Source organism: Acidiferrimicrobium sp. IK, from assembly GCF_025499425.1.
GTDB lineage: Bacteria > Actinomycetota > Acidimicrobiia > Acidimicrobiales > Palsa-688 > Acidiferrimicrobium.
Genome location: NZ_JAIMCB010000001.1, coordinates 258,146 through 275,895, shown reverse-complemented (window position 1 = coordinate 275,895; position 17,750 = coordinate 258,146). Strand labels below are relative to the sequence as shown.

General features: G+C 73.1%; 17 protein-coding genes. 5 read left to right on the top strand and 12 right to left on the bottom strand.

The annotated features are described in order from the left end of the window. Nucleotides 1-124 precede the first annotated feature (124 nt). The 3 genes from K6U06_RS01265 (at nucleotide 125) to K6U06_RS01255 (ending at nucleotide 3,606) form a co-directional block, all read left to right on the top strand. Nucleotides 125-1,489: a cystathionine beta-synthase gene (locus K6U06_RS01265; protein ID WP_410050963.1), complete on the top strand. Its 1,365-nt coding sequence runs from the start codon at nucleotides 125-127 to the stop codon at nucleotides 1,487-1,489. Continuing rightward, on the top strand, nucleotides 1,486-2,673 hold the full coding sequence (locus tag K6U06_RS01260) for a cystathionine gamma-synthase (protein ID WP_262320068.1): 1,188 nt from the start codon (nucleotides 1,486-1,488) through the stop codon (nucleotides 2,671-2,673). The genes K6U06_RS01265 and K6U06_RS01260 overlap by 4 nt, the downstream gene beginning before the upstream one ends. A gap of 90 nt (nucleotides 2,674-2,763) precedes the next feature. After that, nucleotides 2,764-3,606, top strand: coding sequence for a PP2C family protein-serine/threonine phosphatase (locus K6U06_RS01255; protein ID WP_262320067.1), 843 nt, complete (start codon nucleotides 2,764-2,766; stop codon nucleotides 3,604-3,606). Nucleotides 3,607-3,642: 36 nt separating this feature from the next. Here K6U06_RS01255 and serA read toward each other — a convergent pair whose 3' ends face one another. The 3 genes from serA to K6U06_RS01240 form a co-directional block, all read right to left on the bottom strand. After that, nucleotides 3,643-4,857, bottom strand: coding sequence for a phosphoglycerate dehydrogenase (gene serA / locus K6U06_RS01250; protein WP_262320066.1), 1,215 nt, complete (start codon nucleotides 4,855-4,857; stop codon nucleotides 3,643-3,645). Nucleotides 4,858-4,947: 90 nt separating this feature from the next. Further along, the gene (locus tag K6U06_RS01245) at nucleotides 4,948-5,766 is read right to left on the bottom strand and encodes a hypothetical protein (protein WP_262320065.1); all 819 of its coding nucleotides are present in this window, start codon (nucleotides 5,764-5,766) and stop codon (nucleotides 4,948-4,950) included. Further along, on the bottom strand, nucleotides 5,763-6,419 hold the full coding sequence (locus tag K6U06_RS01240; RefSeq protein WP_262320064.1) for an RNA polymerase sigma factor: 657 nt from the start codon (nucleotides 6,417-6,419) through the stop codon (nucleotides 5,763-5,765). The genes K6U06_RS01245 and K6U06_RS01240 overlap by 4 nt, the downstream gene beginning before the upstream one ends. Before the next feature lie 139 nt (nucleotides 6,420-6,558). Between K6U06_RS01240 and K6U06_RS01235 the strand changes: the two genes are divergently transcribed. After that, complete coding sequence (locus K6U06_RS01235) at nucleotides 6,559-7,485, top strand: DUF929 domain-containing protein (RefSeq protein ID WP_262320063.1); 927 nt, start codon at nucleotides 6,559-6,561, stop codon at nucleotides 7,483-7,485. 19 nt (nucleotides 7,486-7,504) lie between these two features. Next, nucleotides 7,505-8,059, top strand: coding sequence for a vitamin K epoxide reductase family protein (locus K6U06_RS01230; RefSeq protein WP_262320062.1), 555 nt, complete (start codon nucleotides 7,505-7,507; stop codon nucleotides 8,057-8,059). A gap of 46 nt (nucleotides 8,060-8,105) precedes the next feature. Here the strand turns inward: K6U06_RS01230 and K6U06_RS01225 are convergent, their stop codons facing one another. The 9 genes from K6U06_RS01225 to K6U06_RS01185 all read right to left on the bottom strand — a co-directional run bounded on the left by K6U06_RS01225 (nucleotide 8,106) and on the right by K6U06_RS01185 (nucleotide 17,741). Continuing rightward, nucleotides 8,106-9,104: a cytochrome c oxidase assembly protein gene (locus tag K6U06_RS01225; RefSeq protein ID WP_262320061.1), complete on the bottom strand. Its 999-nt coding sequence runs from the start codon at nucleotides 9,102-9,104 to the stop codon at nucleotides 8,106-8,108. Nucleotides 9,105-9,129: 25 nt separating this feature from the next. Continuing rightward, complete coding sequence (argJ, locus tag K6U06_RS01220; RefSeq protein ID WP_410050962.1) at nucleotides 9,130-10,299, bottom strand: bifunctional glutamate N-acetyltransferase/amino-acid acetyltransferase ArgJ; 1,170 nt, start codon at nucleotides 10,297-10,299, stop codon at nucleotides 9,130-9,132. 180 nt (nucleotides 10,300-10,479) lie between these two features. After that, nucleotides 10,480-10,680, bottom strand: a complete 201-nt coding sequence (locus tag K6U06_RS01215) for a BldC family transcriptional regulator (RefSeq protein ID WP_262320059.1) — start codon at nucleotides 10,678-10,680, stop codon at nucleotides 10,480-10,482. A 102-nt stretch (nucleotides 10,681-10,782) separates the two neighbouring features. Next, a complete protein-coding gene (gene purM / locus K6U06_RS01210; protein ID WP_262320058.1) occupies nucleotides 10,783-11,931 on the bottom strand; it encodes a phosphoribosylformylglycinamidine cyclo-ligase in 1,149 nt (382 codons plus the stop codon). Between the two features lie 81 nt (nucleotides 11,932-12,012). Next, the gene (purF, locus tag K6U06_RS01205; protein WP_262320057.1) at nucleotides 12,013-13,509 is read right to left on the bottom strand and encodes an amidophosphoribosyltransferase; all 1,497 of its coding nucleotides are present in this window, start codon (nucleotides 13,507-13,509) and stop codon (nucleotides 12,013-12,015) included. Between the two features lie 92 nt (nucleotides 13,510-13,601). Then, nucleotides 13,602-15,926 (bottom strand): phosphoribosylformylglycinamidine synthase subunit PurL, encoded by a 2,325-nt coding sequence (purL, locus tag K6U06_RS01200; RefSeq protein WP_262320056.1) that lies wholly within the window; start codon nucleotides 15,924-15,926, stop codon nucleotides 13,602-13,604. Further along, on the bottom strand, nucleotides 15,923-16,603 hold the full coding sequence (gene purQ / locus K6U06_RS01195) for a phosphoribosylformylglycinamidine synthase subunit PurQ (protein WP_262320055.1): 681 nt from the start codon (nucleotides 16,601-16,603) through the stop codon (nucleotides 15,923-15,925). The genes purL and purQ overlap by 4 nt, the downstream gene beginning before the upstream one ends. Continuing rightward, nucleotides 16,600-16,866: a phosphoribosylformylglycinamidine synthase subunit PurS gene (gene purS / locus K6U06_RS01190; RefSeq protein WP_262320054.1), complete on the bottom strand. Its 267-nt coding sequence runs from the start codon at nucleotides 16,864-16,866 to the stop codon at nucleotides 16,600-16,602. Before purS ends, purQ begins: the two co-directional genes overlap by 4 nt. Beyond that, nucleotides 16,866-17,741 (bottom strand): phosphoribosylaminoimidazolesuccinocarboxamide synthase, encoded by an 876-nt coding sequence (locus K6U06_RS01185; protein WP_262320053.1) that lies wholly within the window; start codon nucleotides 17,739-17,741, stop codon nucleotides 16,866-16,868. Before K6U06_RS01185 ends, purS begins: the two co-directional genes overlap by 1 nt. Nucleotides 17,742-17,750 lie beyond the last annotated feature (9 nt).

Sequence of the window (17,750 nt, the reverse complement as noted above, 5' to 3'; positions counted from 1 at the left end):
AGGCGCCGCGGAGGTGGCCGTGGCGTTGCACCACGCCGGGTTGCCGGTAACCCTCTTCAGCGACGACGAGGTTCGCGTCGAGGTGGGCATCGAGGTCAGCCCGCTCACCGACCCCGGGCCGCCGATGGAGGTCGCCGACTCCCTCCTCGACCTGGTCGGGGGCACGCCAATCGTCCGCATGGACCGCATCGGGCGGGACCTGTCCTGCCACCTGCTGGCCAAGCTCGAGTACCTCAACCCGGGGGGCAGCGTCAAGGATCGCCCGGCGCTCAGCATGATCCTGGCCGCGGAGGCCGACGGTTCGCTGCAGCCAGGCGGCACCATCGTCGAGCCGACATCGGGCAACACCGGCGTCGGGCTGGCGATGGTCGCGGCCCGCCGCGGCTACCGCTGCATCTTCACCATGCCCGACAAGATCGCGGAGGAGAAGCGTCAGCTGCTGCGGGCGTACGGCGCGGAGGTAGTCATCTGCCCGACGGTCGCCCACGACCATCCCGACTCCTACACCGAGGTGGCGGCTCGCCTGGCGGCGTCGACGCCGGGCGGTTACCTCCCCAACCAGTACGAGAACCCCAACAACCAGGCGGCCCACGTGGCTACCACCGGGCCGGAGATCTGGCGCCAGACCGCCGGGCGGATCACCCACCTGGTCAGCACCATCGGCACCGGCGGGACGATCACCGGGATCGGGCACTACCTCAAGTCGATGAACCCCGACATCCAGATCATCGGCGCCGACCCGGAGGGCTCTGTGTACTCCGGGGGCACCGGACGCCCTTACCTGGTGGAGGGCATCGGCCACGACTACTGGCCCGGCAACTACGACCGGACCGTCGCCGACCGGGTCATCGAGGTGTCCGACCGCGACAGCTTCCTCACCGCCCGCCGGGTCACCCGGGAGGAGGGGATCCTCGTCGGCGGCTCGTGTGGCACCGCGGTGTGGGCCGCGCTGCAGCTCGGGCGGGACCTGGGCCCCGACGCGGTGGTGGTGGTCGTCCTGCCCGACTCCGGCCGGGGTTACCTGTCCAAGGTGTACGACGACGGGTGGATGGCCGACCACGGGTTCTTGCGGGCCGGCGGCGACACCATCGAGGCGGTCCTGGCCCACAAGGGCGCCGACCTGCCGCCGCTGATCCACATCCACCCGGAGGAGACCGTCCGCGCCGCCATCTCGGTGCTGCGGGAGTACGGCGTGTCGCAGATGCCGGTCGTGCGAGCGGAGCCGCCGCTGCGCCTCGCGGAGGTGGTCGGCACCGTGAGCGACCGGGCCCTGCTCGAGACGGTCCTCGGCGAGCCGGCGATGATGGACGAGCCGGTCGCCAAGGTAATGGGCCCTCCGCTGCCGATGATCGGGACCGGCGAGCCGGTCGACGCGGCCGCGAAGCGGCTGGGTGACGCCAGCGCGGTGCTGGTCCTCGACGGCGGCCACCCGACCGGGATCGTGACCCGCAGCGACCTGCTCGACTACCTGGCGGGGATCGAACGATGAGCGAGTTGCCGCAGGCAGGTGGGGAGAGCGGGCGGGACGGCTTCGAGACCCGCGCCATCCACGCCGGCGCGCCCCACGACCCGGTCACCGGCGCGGTGGTCCCGGCGATATCGCTGGCCACCACGTTCGCGCAGTCCGCGGTCGGGGAGCATCGGGGCTACGAGTACAGCCGGTCCGGCAACCCGACGCGCGCCGCGCTGGAGGCGTGCCTCGCCGACCTTGAGGGCGCCGGGCACGGGATGGCGTTCTCCAGCGGGCTCGCCGCCGAGCACGCCATCTTGTCGCTGCTCGGCCCGGGGGACCACGTGATCATCCCCGGCGACGCGTACGGCGGGACGTTCCGGCTGGTCGACCGGGTCCACCAGCCGATGGGGGTGACCTACACCAGCGCCCGGCTGGACTCCTCCGGTGTCGGCTCCGACAACCTGGCCGGCGCCTGGCAGCCCACGACGCGGATGGTGTGGGTGGAGACCCCGAGCAACCCGCTGCTCGGCGTCGCCGACATCGCCGCGCTGGCGGAGGCCACCCACGCCCGGGGCGGGATCCTGGTGGTCGACAACACCTTCGCCACCCCATACCTGCAGCAGCCTCTCGCCCTCGGCGCCGACATCGTCGTCCACTCCACGACCAAGTACCTGGGCGGCCACAGCGACGTGGTCGGCGGGTTCGCGGCGACCAACGACCACGAGCTGGCGGAGCGGCTGGCGTTCTTCCAGAACGCCGCCGGCGGGGTGCCGTCTCCTTTCGATTGCTTCCTCGTGCTGCGCGGCGTCAAGACCCTGGCGGTGCGCATGGACCGCCACTGCGCCAGCGCCGCGGCCGTCGCCGGGATGCTCGAGGAGCATCCCGCGGTCAGCCAGGTGCTGTACCCGGGCCTGCCCGGGCACCCCGGCTCGCGGGTGGCCGCCCACCAGATGCGCAAGCCGGGCGGGATGGTGTCGTTCGTCCTCGCCGGCGGCGAGCCGGCGGCGCTGGAGGTGGCCCGCTCCACGCGCCTGTGGACCCTGGCGGAGTCGCTCGGGGCGGTGGAGTCGCTGATCGAGCATCCTCACCGCATGACCCACGCGTCGGTGGCGGCCAGCCCCCTGGCCGTGGACCCCGGCCTTCTCCGCCTGTCGGTGGGACTGGAGACCGTCTCGGACCTGATCGAGGACCTGACCGACGCCCTCCGCCGCGCCGGTTGAGCTACCCGGTACCTTTCGGCCGGTGCTGCTCGTGACCGCCTGTTCCTGCCACACTGGGAACCCGGCCGCACCCACCGACCCGAGCCCCTCGTGACTGACGCCACCACCCTCCCCGACGACGACCACGCCGAGACCGATCTGGGCATGGCCGCCGCGGTCACCGACCGGGGCCGCCGGCACCGTCGCAACGAGGACGCGTACGCGGTGGCGGTGGAAGGCGACCGGGCCGCGGTCGTCGTGTGCGACGGCGTGTCGTCGTCGGCCAACCCGGACCAGGCGTCGGCCGCGGCCGCGGCGGCCGCCGCCGACGCCCTGCGACCGTCGCTGACCGGCCCGGCGCAGCCCGACCCGGCCGCGGTGACCGACGTGCTGCGGGCCGCGGTGAGCGCGGCGGGCTCGGCGGTGGTCGGCGTGCCCGGCGACGAGCCGGGCGGCCACCCCGCCGCCCCCTCCACCACGATCGTCGTGGCGCTGGTCGAGCCGGGCCGGGTGGCGGTCGCCAGCGTCGGCGACAGCCGCGCCTACTGGCTGACGCCCGAGCCCGACGAGCAGGAGGAGCCGGGCGACGCCAGCCGGCGCCTGACCGTCGACGACTCCCTCGCCGAGATGGCCATCAAGCAGGGGGTGCCCCCCGAGGCCGCCTACCGGCTTCCGCAGGCCCACGTCATCACCCGGTGGCTGGGAGCGGGGGCGAGGGAGGGAGAGGAACCCGAGGTCGGCGTGTTCACCACCGAGCGCGGCGGGCTGCTGCTGGTGTGCACCGACGGCCTTTGGAACTACTTCGAGCCGCCCGAGCACCTGGCGTCGCTGATCACCGAGCACGGGGGAACCACCCCGATCGAGATGGCCCGCAGCCTGGTCGACGCCGCCAACGCGGCCGGCGGCGGTGACAACATCACCGTGGCGGTGGTGGCGGTCCCGCCCGCGGCGTGACGACCGCAGGCCGCCAGCTCAGGGCAGCCCGCCGGCTCAGAGCAGACGGAGCCTGATCGTCTCGTCCATGTGCTGGAGGCGGGCCAGCATCTCCTCGGTGTAGTCGCTGGCGATGTCGGTGATGACGTAACCGACGTCCCCTCGGGTGGCCAGCACCTGCCCCTCGATGTTGATGCGGTGCTCGGCGAAGATCCCGTTGATGGTCGCCAGCACGCCAGGCAGGTTGCGGTGCAGGTGGACCAGCACGTGGCCGCCGGCCCGCTGCGCCAGCTCCAGGTTGGGGAAGTTCACGCTCAGCCCGGTGCTGCCCCCCGCTGCGTAGTCGACCAGTTTGTTGGCCACGAAGCGGCCGATGTCGGACTGGGCCTCCTCGGTGCTCCCGCCGATGTGGGGGGTGAGGATGACGTTGGGCAGGCCCCGCAGCTCAGACACGAACGGCTCGTCGCGGCTCGCCGGCTCCTGGTGGAACACGTCGACGGCCGCCCCGGCGAGGTGACCCGACTCGATGTGGCGGCGCAGCGCGACGTGGTCCACGACGAAGCCCCGGCTCAGGTTGAGAAATAGCGATCCCGGCCGCATCCTGGCGAACTCCGCCTCGCCGAACATCTGATGGTTGCCGGGGCGGCCGTCGACGTGGAGGGTCACGATGTCGCATCCCTCGAGCAGCTCCCCCAGGCTGTCGCAGCGCTTGGCGTTCCCGAGAGCCAGGCGGTCGGCGGTGTCGTAGAACTGCACCGACATACCCAGGTTCTCCGCCAGCACCGACAGCTGGGTGCCGATGTTGCCGTACCCGACGATGCCGAGGGTCCGACCCCGGATCTCGTGGCTGCCGGCCGCGGATTTGTCCCAGCGGCCGGCGTGCATCGCCTCGTTCTTGCCGGTCAGGCCGCGGGTCAAAGCGATGATCTCCGCCACCGCCAGCTCGACGACGGAGCGGGTGTTGGAGAACGGGGCGTTGAACACCGCGACGCCGCGCATCGTCGCGGCCGGCAGGTCGATCTGGTTGGTCCCGATGCAAAAGGCGCCCACGGCCATCAGCCGGCGGGACTTCTCGAGGACCCGCTCGGTGAGCTGGGTGCCGGAGCGGATGCCGAGCACGTCGATGTCGGGGATCCGCTCCGCCAGGTCGGCCTCGTCGAGAGCCCGGTCCGCGGTGTCGACCTCGAAGCCGGCGTCGCGGAGGATGGCGGCGGCGCCGGGGTGGATGTTCTCCACCAGCAGGGCCCGGCGGGGACGGCTGGACTCAGTCACGCCCCCCACGGTACCGGTCGGGGTCGACGGTCCCGGCATGGACGCCATGGACGGGGGCGGCCGGCGAGGCGGCGGGGACGCACGCCACGGTCACAACCGCCCGGTGGCGAGGACCCGGCATCCGCCGGCCGGCGGCGGCGTAAGCGCCTCGGATGCGATCACGACCACGACCGCCCCCGCCGCCGGCGCCCGCCCCACGGGGGGGACCAGGTAGGCCAGGGCCGGGGTGCCCCGCCAGGTCAGCGAGCCGGCCGGGGAGGGCGCCCCGTCCGCGCTGGGGGCGCCGGGGGTGGCCAGGGCCGCGGCGCGCACGGCGGCGCTGCAGGCCGGGGCGAGGACGACCGGCTCCTGGACGCCGGGCGAGGTGGTCGTGCTCGCGCGACTGCCAGTGTCCGGGGCTTCGCCCGCGAGGCGGCCCCGGATCGCCGCGACGAGCGGCCCGGGCTCGGAGAACACTCCCAGCGAGGCGGATGCGGAGTCGGCGGCCCCGGCGCTGGGCGCCGCTGCGGCGCCCTTAGACGCGCCGCTCGAGCTGGTCGGCGTGCTTCGCTGCCCGAGCAGAGCGACGGCGCCGAGGACCACGAACACCGCCGCGGCCACCGCCAGCGACGGCACCAGCCACCCCGGACGGCCCCGTGCCGACGGCCGGCCCGCCGACCCGGGAGGCTCATCCCCCGTCGGCGCCGGCACGGGCGGCGACCCCTCCCAGGCGGCGAGGGCGGCGGCCACCGAAGCGTCAACCTGGGCGGGGTCGCGGCGGACCGGCGGAACCCCAGCGGCGGACGCAGCGCGCCGCAACCGGGCAGCCGACTCCTGGCACACAGGGCAGGAAGCGGCGTGGGCCTCCTCGGGCGGGGTGGCCTGACCGTCGATGAGCGCGGACAGCGCCTCGATGTCGAGATGGGTCACCGCGGCGCGCCTCGCTCGAATCGGGCGCCCCCGGCGGGCCCGCGATCGGGCAGCAGGGCGGCCAGCGCGTCGCGGCCCCGGGCGATGCGGGAGCGGACCGTCCCGACCGGCACGTCGAGGATGTCAGCGATCTCGGCGTAGGGCAGCCCGGCCAGGTCCCGCAGGACCACCGCCACCTTGAACTCTGTCGGCAGGCGGCCGAGCGCCGCGTCGATGTCCAGGCGGTCGGCGACGTCGGCGCCCAGATCGCCGCCCCGCGCGCCTCGGCCTTCGTCGCTCGGGACCGGGCGTCCGACCCCGCCGGGTTCGCTTCCCCCGTCCCTCGGGCCGGTACCGTCCAGCGCCGGCAGGGGACGCCGGCGACGGCGGCGCAGCTCGTCGAGAGCAGCGTTGAGCGCCACCCGATGCGACCAGGTGGAAAACGACGCGCGCCCGTCGAAGCTGGCCAGGCCGCGCACGATGGCGATCATCGCGTCCTGGGTGGCGTCCGCGGCGTCGACGTCGTCGCCGGTGACCCGCCGGCACACCGCGTACAGCCGGTCGTGGTGGCGGCGCAGCAGCCGTTCCATCGCGGGGCGTTCCCCGGCCCGCGCCGCGGCCACCAGCTCCGCGTCGCCGTCGCGGTCGAGGTCGATGCCCGGGAGCCTACCCACCGGACCCGGTCCGGGCCGCGCCCGGCGGCCCACCTGCCGTGCTGGCCGCGACCGGTCTCCACCACCGCTTGGACGACCCGGCCGGGCGGCCGGTTCCCGCTTACCGCCGGCGGGGTGGGCTCCCTTATAGTTCCGTGGCGTGGCGACCTCGGTACCCCCCCGTCCGGGCGGCGGCAACAAGCCGCCGCCGCGTCCAGGCAAGCAGCCCAACAAGGGCAAGCAGGCCAACTTCCGGGCTTCCAAGCGGCGCCAGCAGCGCTACCTGGCGATGGCCGCGGTCGTCGTGGTCGTCGCGGTGGTGGCGGTGATCGTCGGCGTCAAGGCCGGCGGCGGCGGCTCCAACAGCGGGCTCGACAAGCGCTCGGCGATCTCGACCGCCGCCCTCGACCAGGTGATGGGGGTGACCCCGGCGGAGATGGCCACCGCCGCCGAGCACCGCAAGCTCGGCGCCTACCCCTTCGCGGTGACCTCCAGCGCGCTGACCTCCGCAGGCAAGCCGGAGGTGCTCTACATCGGCGCCGAGTACTGCCCGTACTGCGCCGGCGAGCGGTGGGCCCTGGCGATGGCCCTCAACCAGTTCGGTACCTTCACCGGTCTGCGCTCGGTCACGTCGACCCCCAACGACAGCGTCGCCAGCGTCCCCACCTTCACCTTCTACCAGTCGACGTACTCCAGCCCCTACATCGTCTTCAAGCCGGTCGAGCAGCAGACCGTCAGCGGCAAGACGCTCGAGACGCCGACCAAGGCCGAGACCGCCATTCTCACCAAGTTCGACGGGCCGCCGTACACCCAAAGCGGGGGCATCCCGTTCCTCGACATCGGCGGCAAGTGGATCCAAGACGGGATCAACTTCGTCAACTCGACGATGTCGCATCAAAGCTTCGACGCCATCGCCAGCCAGCTGCCCAACGGCGGGACCACCCCGATCGGCGCGGACATCGACGCCACCGCCGGCGTGCTCGTCTCCGACATCTGCGCCCTGACCGGCGGGCAGTCGCTGCACGACAACGCCGCGTGCAAGGCGTTCCCGTCGGTCATCACGAAGGCGCCGGCGTCGGCTTCTTGAGCCGGCTGCGCCCAGCGCGATGACCGCCACCGGCCGGCCCGCCTCCGGCCACGACACGACCGACGGCGGGGACCGATCCGCCTGCGATCCTCCCGGCGGCGGGGAGCGCCCCGCCGCTCGATGGCCGTCGATCGTCGGGCTGGTCCTGACCGTCGCCGGCGTCGCCGTCGCCGCCTACCTGACCTACGCCCACTACACCAGCGCCAGCAACCTGTCGTGTCCCGACACCGGCCTGATCAACTGCTCCAAGGTCACCACCAGCTCCTACTCCCGGGTGTTCGGGCTGCCGGTCTCGGTGCTCGGCCTGGCGTTCTTCGTCGGGATGGTGCCCCTGCAGCTGCCGGCGGCGTGGCGCTCACAGTGGGCCCCGCTGCGGCTGGCCCGCCTGGGCGCGACGGTGGTCGGCGTCGGGTTGGTGCTGTGGCTGATCTACGTGGAGCTGTTCCGCCTCGACGCCATCTGCCTGTACTGCACCGCGGTGCACGCGTTGACCATCCTGCTGTTCATCTCCACCGCCCTCGGCACGGTTTCCACCGCCGTGTACGCCGAAGACGACGAACCCGAGGGCGACTAGCCCCAAACGCGGCTAGCCCCGAAGGCGGGTAGAGCCGGGCCGGGCGTCAGGCGTCGCGGCGGATGGCCGCGAACGTCGCCGCCAGGCCCCGCTGCTTGGAGGGATCCGGCCCGCTCGGGCGGGCTGGCAGCGCGACGCCGGCCGCCGCGGCGGCCGCCTCCGCGTCGAGGCGGGCGTCCATGCGCCGGCCCTCCCGCAGGTCGGACCGGCTCCACTGGGCGAAGATCGGGACCATGGCGATGACCGTGAACAGCTCGGTCATGCCCCACAGCACGCCGCCACCGGCGTGGGAGCTGGCCAGGGTGTACATCGGCGCGACCGGGGTGTGCAGCGAGAGCAGGGCGATGCCGAGGAACGACTCGAACGGGACGCCGATCAGCAGGTTCACGAAGCGCAGGCCGTAGCCCATCCGCCACCGGGGGATCGGGTCCAGGCCGACCATCGGCCACCAGAAGCACGCGGCGCCGAACAGGAAGCCGACGTTCCAGAGGTCCATGATCGCCGGGTGGTCCATGGCGTTGGCGAGCAGCGGGCTCAAGAAGAACGCGAACATCGCGCCGTAGTACATGAACCACACCGCCACCGGGTGGGTCAGCACCGCGAACGGCGGCGAGTGCAACACCTTCAGCCAGGCGTGACGGATCCGCTTGTCGGCGGTCTGGAGGATCAGCGTCGAAGGGGCCCCCAGAGCGAGGAGCGGCGGCCCGGCGACCATCAGCAGCAGGTGCTGGACGATGTGGGCCTCGAAGTGGGTCATCGACAGGGTGGCAACCGCGGAGCCGAGGGCCAGCTCCACGCACACCAACCCGGCGAAGAACGCCACGGTGCGGCGGGCGTGCCACGTCCGGCCCTTGGCCCGCAGCTTCCCGGCCGCCCGGAGATACCACACCGCGGCGTACACGCATCCGGCCAGAACCACCCAGGCGAAGGGCCCGGTGGCCCACCCGGTCACCACGGTGTGCAGGTCGACGGTCTGGGAGCGCGGCGCCATGTTCATGGCGCCCATCCCGGTTTCGGCCAGGCGGGCCGCAGCGAGGAAGGCCATCGACCCGATCATCGCGCCGGGGCGCCTAGGTGGTGTAGTCGGCGTTGATCCGCACGTACCCGTCGGAGAGGTCGCAGCCGTACACCGTGGCCGACCCGTAGGCGATGCCCAGGTCGATCTCGATGTCCACGTGGTCGGCGGCCATGATGGCGCGCAACCGGCTCAGCCCCTCGGGGCCCGGGTCGGTGGGGTAGGTCTCCATGTCACCGAAGCGGATGACCACCTGGTCCTGGTCGATGTCGGTGTCATCCGAGCACTTGCCGACGGCCATCGCCACCCGACCCCAGTTGGGGTCCGCGCCGTGGACCGCGGTCTTGACCAGAGGCGAGTTGAGCACCGCTTTGGCCACCCGGCGGGCCTGGTCGTCGTCGCGGGCGGAGCTGACCGTCACCGTCAGCAGCTTGGTCGCTCCCTCCCCGTCCCGGGCCAGCTGCAACGTGAGGTCCAGGCACACCTCGGAGAGGGCCTGGGACAGCACGATCTCGTCGACGGGCCCGGCGACGCCGCTGGCGAAGACCACCGCAGAGTCCGAAGTCGACGTGTCGCTGTCCACGCTCAAGCAGTTGAACGTCCGCTCGACGGCGCGCCGCCACAGCCGGTCCAGCGTCGCGGTCTCGACCTCGGCGTCGGTGAACACGAACGCCAGCATCGTGGCCATGTCCGGTTCGATCATCCCGACGCCTTTGGCCACCCCGACGACCTGCGCCCCGCCGGCCGGGCGGGCCGCGACCTTCGGGTGGGTGTCGGTGGTCATCATCGCTCGGGCCAGGTCGGACGGCCCGGCGTGCCAGGCCGGGACCGGCGGCAGGGCCTGCAGGTGGGAGCGCACCGCGTCCATCGGGTAGCGCCGGCCGATCACCCCGGTGCTGGCCACCAGCACGTCCTCCGGGGCGGTGCCGGCGGCGGCCGCGACGAGGGCGGCTACCTCCTCCGCGTCGCGCCGGCCGGGGTCGCCGGTGGCGACGTTGGCGTTCTTGGCGACGACCACCGCGGCCCTCGGGCGGCCGGTGGCCAGGTGAGCCCTTGACACCGTGACGCTCGGCCCGGCGAAGCGGCTCTTGGTGAACACCGCGGCGCAGGTGGTGCCGGGCTGTCCGAGCACCACCCACACGTCGTCGCCTTCGGCGCGCAACCCGATCCGGCCGGTGTAGGCGCTGAACCCCGCGGGGAGGGGCAGCGACCCAGGCCCGCTCAGCGCTCGACCCGGTCCGGGGCCGCCGGCACGGACGGCTGGTCCGGCGGGGCGGCGGCGGGCGGGCACGACGAGCGGGGCCGGGGCGCCCCTGTGAGTTGCGGGTCCACGGGCGGAGCGTACAGGCCTGCGCTCGACGCCCGGCGCGGAAGCCGGCCCCGGGGAGGAGGAGCGATCAGACGATCAGGCGATCTGGTCGGTCTCGAGCTGCTCGAGGCACCGGCGGATCTCGGAGGCCCGGAAGCGGCGATGGCCGCCCAGCGTGCGGATCGCGGTGATCTTGCCGGCCCGGGCCCAACGGGTCACCGTCTTGGGGTTCACGCGGAAAAGTGCGGCAACTTCGGCGGGCGTCAGCAGTGCGTCGGTCTGGGTCTGGTCAGCCATCTCGCATACTTCCTTCGTAGTGTCCGATTTGAGTAAGACTGTACGAGTCAGGGAGTTTCGCTGCCTATGGCCCACAAGAGTCATTTATGTGGACACAAATGACTAGTCTTTGAAGCGGACCTGACCAGACCCTCCTTCGGCTAGATGGCCGATTACCAACGGCTCTTGACCCAGACCGGCAAGTATGTCTATTGCGTCGGGGACGTCGTCGGCCGGGAGGACGATGACCATCCCGACGCCGAGGTTGAACACTCGGCGCATCTCGGTTTCGCTCACCGACCCGGCGGCTTGGATCTCCCGGAAGATGCGGGGCCGCTCCCACCGGGCCGGGTCCACCACCGCGTCGAGGTGGGAGGGGAGGACCCGGGGCAGGTTGCCGGGGAGCCCTCCGCCGGTGATGTGGGCGATGGCGTGCACGCGCACCGGCGAGGCCCCCTCGCCGCCGGGCCCGTCAGGAGCGGGGCCGGCGGCGGCCGGGGCGGCGTCGGAGCCGGGGCCGGGATCGGCCAGGAGGCCGGTGACGGCCGGGGCGTAGATGACCGACGGGCGTAGCAGCTCGTCGGCGAGGGTGGTGGAGGCCCCGTCCCACGCCGGCCCGTCGAGCGGGCGCCCGGCGGTGTCGAGGAGGGCCCGGCGGGCCAGCGAGTACCCGTTGGAGCGCAGCCCCGGTGACGGCAGGGCGAGGAGCGCGTCGCCGGCCCGGCACCGGGCCGGGCCGTCGATGATCCGGTCGTGTTCGACGATCCCGACCGCGAAGCCGGCCATGTCGACCTCGCCGGGGGCCAGCAGCCCGGGGTGCTCGGCCAGCTCCCCGCCGACGATGGCCGCCCCCGCGGTCCGGCAGCCGGCGGCGATCCCGGTCATCAGCTCCCGGACCTGGGCCGGGTCGACCTTGCCCAGCAGCTGGTAGTCGAGGAAGAACAGCGGGGACGCCCCGGAGCAGACCAGATCGTCGACGCACATGGCGACCAGGTCGATCCCGACGGTGCCGAAGCGGCCGGTGGCCATCGCCACCGCCATCTTGGTGCCGACCCCGTCGGTGGAGGAGACCAGCACCGGGCGGCGGTAGCCGGTCGGGACCTCGAACATGCCGCCGAAGCCGCCGATCGCGCCGAGGACGCCCGGGCGCCCGGCGGTCGACGCGACCAGGTCGCGCATCGCGTCGACCGCCCGGTCGGCGGCGTCGATGTCGACGCCGGCCTCCGCGTAGGTCAGGGGGGCGGGGGTGGCGCTGCTGCGCTCGTCAGTCACGGGCTCTTCGGTAGCACGTCGGCGGGCCGCCCCGCACCTCCGGGCGCCCCGGCGCGGTCCTGGTCTGCCTGCTGCGGGCGCTCAGCCGAGGGCCGGCGTGGCCAGCAGCGTGACGGGCACGTCGACTGGGTAGTCGCCGGTTAGGCAGGCGTCACAAAAGCCGGCGGTCGGCGCGCCGGTGGCCTGCTTGAGAGCGTCGAGCTCCAGGTAGGCGAGGCTGTCGGCGCCGACGAAATCCCGGATCTCGTCGACCTCCATGTTGGCGGCGATCAGCTCGGAGCGGGTGCCGGTGTCCAGCCCGAAGTAGCACGGCCAGCGGTAGGGCGGCGAGGAGATCCGCAGGTGCACCTCCGCCGCGCCGGTCTCGCGCAGCATGGCGACCATGGCCTTGGTGGTGGTGCCCCGCACGATGGAGTCGTCGACCACGATCAGCCGGCGACCCTCGATGGTGTCGCGCAGCGGGTTGAGCTTGCGGCGCACCCCTTGGGCCCGTTGGGCCTGGTCGGGGACGATGAAGGTCCGGCCGATGTAGCGGTTCTTGACCAGCCCGGTCCCGTAGGGGATCCCGCTGCGCCGGGCGTAGCCCTCGGCGGCGGGGAGCCCGGAGTCGGGGACGCCCATCACCATGTCGGCGTCGACGGGCGCCTGCTCGGCCAGCAGCTCACCCATCCGGAACCGGGCGGTGTGCAGCTCCTGGCCGTAGAGACGGCTGTCGGGGCGGGCCAGGTAGACGAACTCGAACAGGCAGAGCCGGGGTTCGATCCGATCCGCCGGGAACGGGGTCATGCTCTTGACGCCGTTGCCGTCGATGACCAGCAGCTCGCCTGGTTCGAGCTCCCGGACGAACTGGGCGCCGCAGATGTCGAGCGCCGGGGTCTCCGACGCCACCACCCACTCGCCTTCGCCGAGGGTGCCGAGGCAGAGGGGCCGGAACCCGAAGCGGTCCCGGACCGCGATCACCCGCTCCTTGTCCAGCAGCACCAGCGAGAACGCCCCCTCCAGGCGGGGCAGCACCGCGTGGAGGGCGTCGACCAGGGTCTCGTCGGGGTGGGCGTCTAGGTGGTGGGCGAGCAGCTCGGCGATCACGTCGCTGTCGCTGGTCACCACGCCCGGCAGCATGCCGGCCTCCTCGGCGAGCGCCGCGGTGTTGGTCAGGTTGCCGTTGTGGCCGAGGGCGAACACCCCGTCGCCGGCGGTGCGGTACACCGGCTGGGCGTTGTGCCAGGTCGACGACCCGGTCGTCGAGTACCGGGTGTGGCCGATGGCCAGCTGACCCTCGAGGCCGGCCAGCTTGTACTCGTTGAAGACGTTGGTGACCAGGCCCATGTCCTTGACGACGAGGATGTCGGCGCCGTCGCTCACCGCCATGCCGGCGGCCTCCTGGCCGCGGTGCTGGAGGGCGTAGAGGCCGTCGAAGGTCACGTGGGCGACGGATCGGCTCCGGGCGAACACCCCGAACACGCCGCACGCCTCCCGGGGGGAGCTGTCCTCGTCGGCCCGGGCCGGGCCGGGCTCCCACCGGCTGGTGACGGGCGGCGCAGCGTCGGGGCCCATCAGCGCGTCATGCACGCCGCTCATTCTCTCATGCCGGGAGGAGTTCGCGGCGGCTCGGGTGCGTGGCCGGCCTCATCTGCGGCCTTCGGCGCGCTGAAGCAGGCCCGCCGGTCAGCTCAGGCCGCTCCGCCACCCAACCCCAAGGCGTCGTCGAGGACCGACGTGGAGGCGAAGCCGGCCTCCTCGACGGAGACGTCGAGGAGGCCCTCGACCACGATCCGGTCGCCGCCGGCTGCGCCCAGCTCCACGACGGCCAGCCCGGCGGCGTCGGCCCGGGCGACCAGGTCGGCGAGGATCTGTGCGCCGCCGGACGCCTCCGACGCCGGGAGGGCCACCAGCACCCGTGACGGCCCCTCACCGAACAGCGCGACGTGGTCGGCGATCCCGCTCACCTGGCACCCGGTGCGCCCGGCGACGGCCATCTCCGCCAGCGCCAGGCCGATGCCGCCTTCGGAGACGTCGTGGACGCCGGCCGGGATGCCGGCGCCGACCAGGTCGGCGACCATGGCGAGGAGCCGGCCGTGGGTGTCGAGGTCGACAGGAGGCAGGACGCCGCCGCGATGGCCCCGGACCTTGTCGGCCCACAGGCTGCCCGCCAGCGACCCGCCGAGGCTGCCGCCGGCGATGGCCGCGGCCGGGGCGATCATCACAATGCGGCTGCCGGCGCTCAAGGCGGGCGGCGGCGGGCGGCGCTCCAGGCGGTCGACCAGGCCGAGGGTGCCGACCACCGGGGTCGGGTCGATGTCCCGGCCTCGGCTCTCGTTGTAGAGGCTGACGTTGCCGCCGATCACCGGGATGCCGAGGGCCACGCACGCCTCGGACATGCCGTCGATGGCCTCCGACAGCTGCCACATCACTTCGGGGTGTTCCGGGTTGCCGAAATTGAGGCAGTTGACCAGGGCGACGGGGCGGGCCCCGACGCAGGCCAGGTTGAGGGCCGACTCGGCGACGACGGCGATGGTCCCCGCCCGCGGGTCGAGGGCGCACCAGCGGGCGTTGCCGTCGGTGGAGAGGGCGATCGCGTCGGCCGCGCCTTCGAAACCGCCGCCGGCCGGGTCGAGCGGTCCGCGTACTCCCGGCGCGGCCAAGCGCAGCAGCGCGGCGTCGCCGCCGGGAGCGACGACGGTGTTGAGGAACAGCTGATGGTCGTACTGGCGGTACACCCACGCCGGGTCGACCAGCAGCGACAGGAGATCAGCGCCGCAGTCGTCGGGGGCTGCCAGCGCGGCGGGGTCGGCGGCGGCCAGCTCGTCGAGCCAGGCGGGGCGGGCCAGCGGCCGGTGGTACTTGGGTGCGTCCTCGTGGAGGGTGCTGGCCGGCACGTCGGCGAGCACGTCGGCGTCGGCGTCGAAGGACGTCAGGATCCGCAGCCGGCCGGTGTCGGTGACCTTCCCGACGACCGCAGCGCGCACCTCCCAGCGGCCGCAGACCTCGAGCACCCGGTCGAGGGAGGCGGGGGTGACGATGGCCAGCATGCGCTCCTGGCTCTCGGAGGTCAGCACCTCCCACGCCTCCATGCCGGTCTCGCGCTGGGGGACGTCGGCGACGCTGACGTCCATGCCGACGCCGCCGCGCGACGCCGTCTCGCTGGTCGCGCAGGTCAGCCCGGCGCCGCCGAGGTCCTGGATGCCGACGACCAGCTTGGCGTCGAGCAGCTCCAGGCAGGCCTCGATCAGCCGCTTCTCCTCGAAGGGGTCGCCGACTTGGACGTTGGGCCGTTTGGCTTCCTCGGCCGCCGCGTCGTCGCTGAACCCGGCGGAGGCCAGCACCGACACGCCGCCGATGCCGTCGCGGCCGGTGGCGGAGCCGAGCAGCACGGCCAGGTTGCCGACCCCCGTCGCCGCGCCGAGGACCAGGCGGTCGGCGGGCAGCACCCCGCAACAGAGGACGTTGACGAGCGGGTTGTCGGCGTAGCAGGCGTCGAAGACCACCTCGCCGCCGACGGTCGGCACTCCGACGGAGTTGCCGTAGCCGGAGATGCCGGCGATGACCCCGGACGCGATCCACCGGCTGCGGGCGTCGTCGAGGGGACCGAAGCGGAGCGGGTCCATGATCGCGATGGGCCGGGCGCCCATGGTGAAGATGTCGCGCAGGATGCCGCCGACGCCGGTCGCGGCGCCCTGGTAGGGCTCGATGGCGGAGGGATGATTGTGGCTCTCGATGCGCAAGGCGACGGCCATGCCGCCGCCGGCGTCGATCACCCCGGCGTTCTCGCCGGGACCGACCAGGACCTGCTCGCCCTCGGTCGGCAGCCGCCCCAGGTGGACCCGCGACGACTTGTAGGAGCAGTGCTCGCTCCACATCACCGCGTACATGGCCAGTTCCAGGTGGTTGGGTTCGCGCCCGAGCAGCGACGTGATCGCCGCAGCCTCGTCGTCGGTCAACCCGAGCGCCCGGTGCAGCACGACCCCGCCGGTCGGCGAGGGGGACGGAGAGGTCATGCGCCCACCCGCGCCCCGGCCGACGCCAGGAGAGCGCCGAGCAGCACCCGGCCGTCGTCGGATCCGAGCAGCGGGTCGCAGGCCCGTTCGGGGTGCGGCATGAGCCCCACGACGTTCCCGGCCTGGTTGGCGATCCCGGCGATGTCGTCGACGGAGCCGTTCGGGTTGCGCCGGTAGCGCAACACGATGCGGTCCTCGGCCCGCAGCTGCTCGAGGGTGGCCGGGTCGCAGGTGTAGTTGCCTTCGAAGTGGTTGATCGGGATCCGCAGCGCCGTGCCGACCGGCACTCCCGCGGTCAGCACCGAGGCGGAGGAGGCGACGACCAGGTCGACGGTGTCGCAGACGAAGCTCAACCCGGCGTTTTTCTGCAGGGCGCCGGGAAGCAGGTGGGCCTCGGCGAGGACCTGGAAGCCGTTGCAGATGCCGACCACCGGGCCGCCCGCCGCCGCGAACGAGCTGACCGCTTCCATCACCGGCGAGAAGCGGGCGATGGCGCCGGGGCGCAGGTAGTCGCCGTGGGCGAAGCCGCCGGGCAGGACCACCGCGTCGACGTCGCCGAGCGAGGACGCCCCGTGCCACACCAGCGACGCGCTGCCGCCGAGGGCGTCGACCGCGGCCGCCACGTCGTGCTCGCAGTTGGTACCCGGGAACAGCACCACCCCGACGCGGGCGGTCACGACGGGCCGGCGCCGGCGGCGACGGTGACCACCGAGTCCTCGATGACCGGGTTGGTGAGGAACCGCCGGCAGAGGTCCTCCGCCGCGGCCTGCGCCGCCGCGGGCGTCGCGGCGTCCACCGAGAACCGGAACGCCTTGCCGCTGCGGACGCCGCTGATCCCGGTGAAACCGAGAGCCGGGAGGGCCCGCTCGATGGTCGCGCCCTGCGGGTCGGCGATGCCGGGCCGGAGGGCGACTTCCACGAGCACGTCGTAGGCGGCCATCAGGAGACGCCGGGCCAGTCCGCGAAGGACAGGGCGGTGAGCCGCTCGTAGGCCGCGATGTAACGGGACCGGGTCTGGTCGACCACCGTGGCCGGCAGGGCCGGCGGGGGCGGCTGCTTGTCCCATCCGGTGCTCTCCAGCCAGTCCCGCAGCGGCTGCTTGTCGAACGACGGGGGGGTCTCCCCCGGCGCCCACGCCTCCGCCGGCCAGAACCGGGACGAGTCGGGGGTCAAGACCTCGTCGCACAGGGCCAGCTTGCCGTCGATGATCCCAAGCTCGAACTTGGTGTCGGCGATGATGATCCCCTTGGTGGCGGCCCACTCGGCGCCGGCCTGGTAGGCCTGCAGCGAGATCCGCCGGGCTTCCGACGCCAGCTCCTCGCCGACCAGGTCGACCGCGGCCTGGTAGGAGATGTTCTCGTCGTGGCCTTCGGTCGCCTTGGTCGAGGGGGTGAACACCGGCTCGGGGAGCTGCTCGGACTGGCGCAGCCCGGCGGGGAGCTGCTGACCGTGCATGGTGCCGTGCTTTTTGTACTCGGACCACGCCGAGCCCGACAGGTAGCCCCGCACGATGCACTCGATCGGCAGCATCTCGGCTTTGCGCACGACCATGACCCGCCCGGCGAGGTCGGCGCCGAGGTCGGCCGCGGCCGGCGGGACGTCGAGGCCGACGAGGTGGGAGGGGGCGACGTCGGCCAGCCGATCGAACCAGAACGCGCTGATCGCGGTCAGGACCCGTCCCTTGTCGGGGATCGGTTCGGCCATGACCACGTCGAACGCGGACATGCGGTCGGAGGCGACGAAGAGCAGGGTCTGGGCGTCGAGCTCGTAGATGTCCCGGACCTTGCCGGAGGCGATGTGGGTGGGTGCAGTCATGAGATCGGT

Bases quoted from the DNA above. Each gene is read 5' to 3' on its own strand.
- K6U06_RS01265 (WP_410050963.1), top strand. From the start codon at position 125: ATGGAGGTCGCCGACTCCCTCCTCGACCTGGTCGGGGGCACGCCAATC.
- K6U06_RS01260 (WP_262320068.1), top strand. From the start codon at position 1,486: ATGAGCGAGTTGCCGCAGGCAGGTGGGGAGAGCGGGCGGGACGGCTTC.
- K6U06_RS01230 (WP_262320062.1), top strand. From the start codon at position 7,505: ATGACCGCCACCGGCCGGCCCGCCTCCGGCCACGACACGACCGACGGC.
- K6U06_RS01225 (WP_262320061.1), bottom strand. From the start codon at position 9,104: ATGGCCTTCCTCGCTGCGGCCCGCCTGGCCGAAACCGGGATGGGCGCC.
- K6U06_RS01215 (WP_262320059.1), bottom strand. From the start codon at position 10,680: ATGGCTGACCAGACCCAGACCGACGCACTGCTGACGCCCGCCGAAGTT.
- purF (WP_262320057.1), bottom strand. From the start codon at position 13,509: ATGAGCGGCGTGCATGACGCGCTGATGGGCCCCGACGCTGCGCCGCCC.
- purL (WP_262320056.1), bottom strand. From the start codon at position 15,926: ATGACCTCTCCGTCCCCCTCGCCGACCGGCGGGGTCGTGCTGCACCGG.
- purS (WP_262320054.1), bottom strand. From the start codon at position 16,866: ATGGCCGCCTACGACGTGCTCGTGGAAGTCGCCCTCCGGCCCGGCATC.
- K6U06_RS01185 (WP_262320053.1), bottom strand. From the start codon at position 17,741: ATGACTGCACCCACCCACATCGCCTCCGGCAAGGTCCGGGACATCTAC.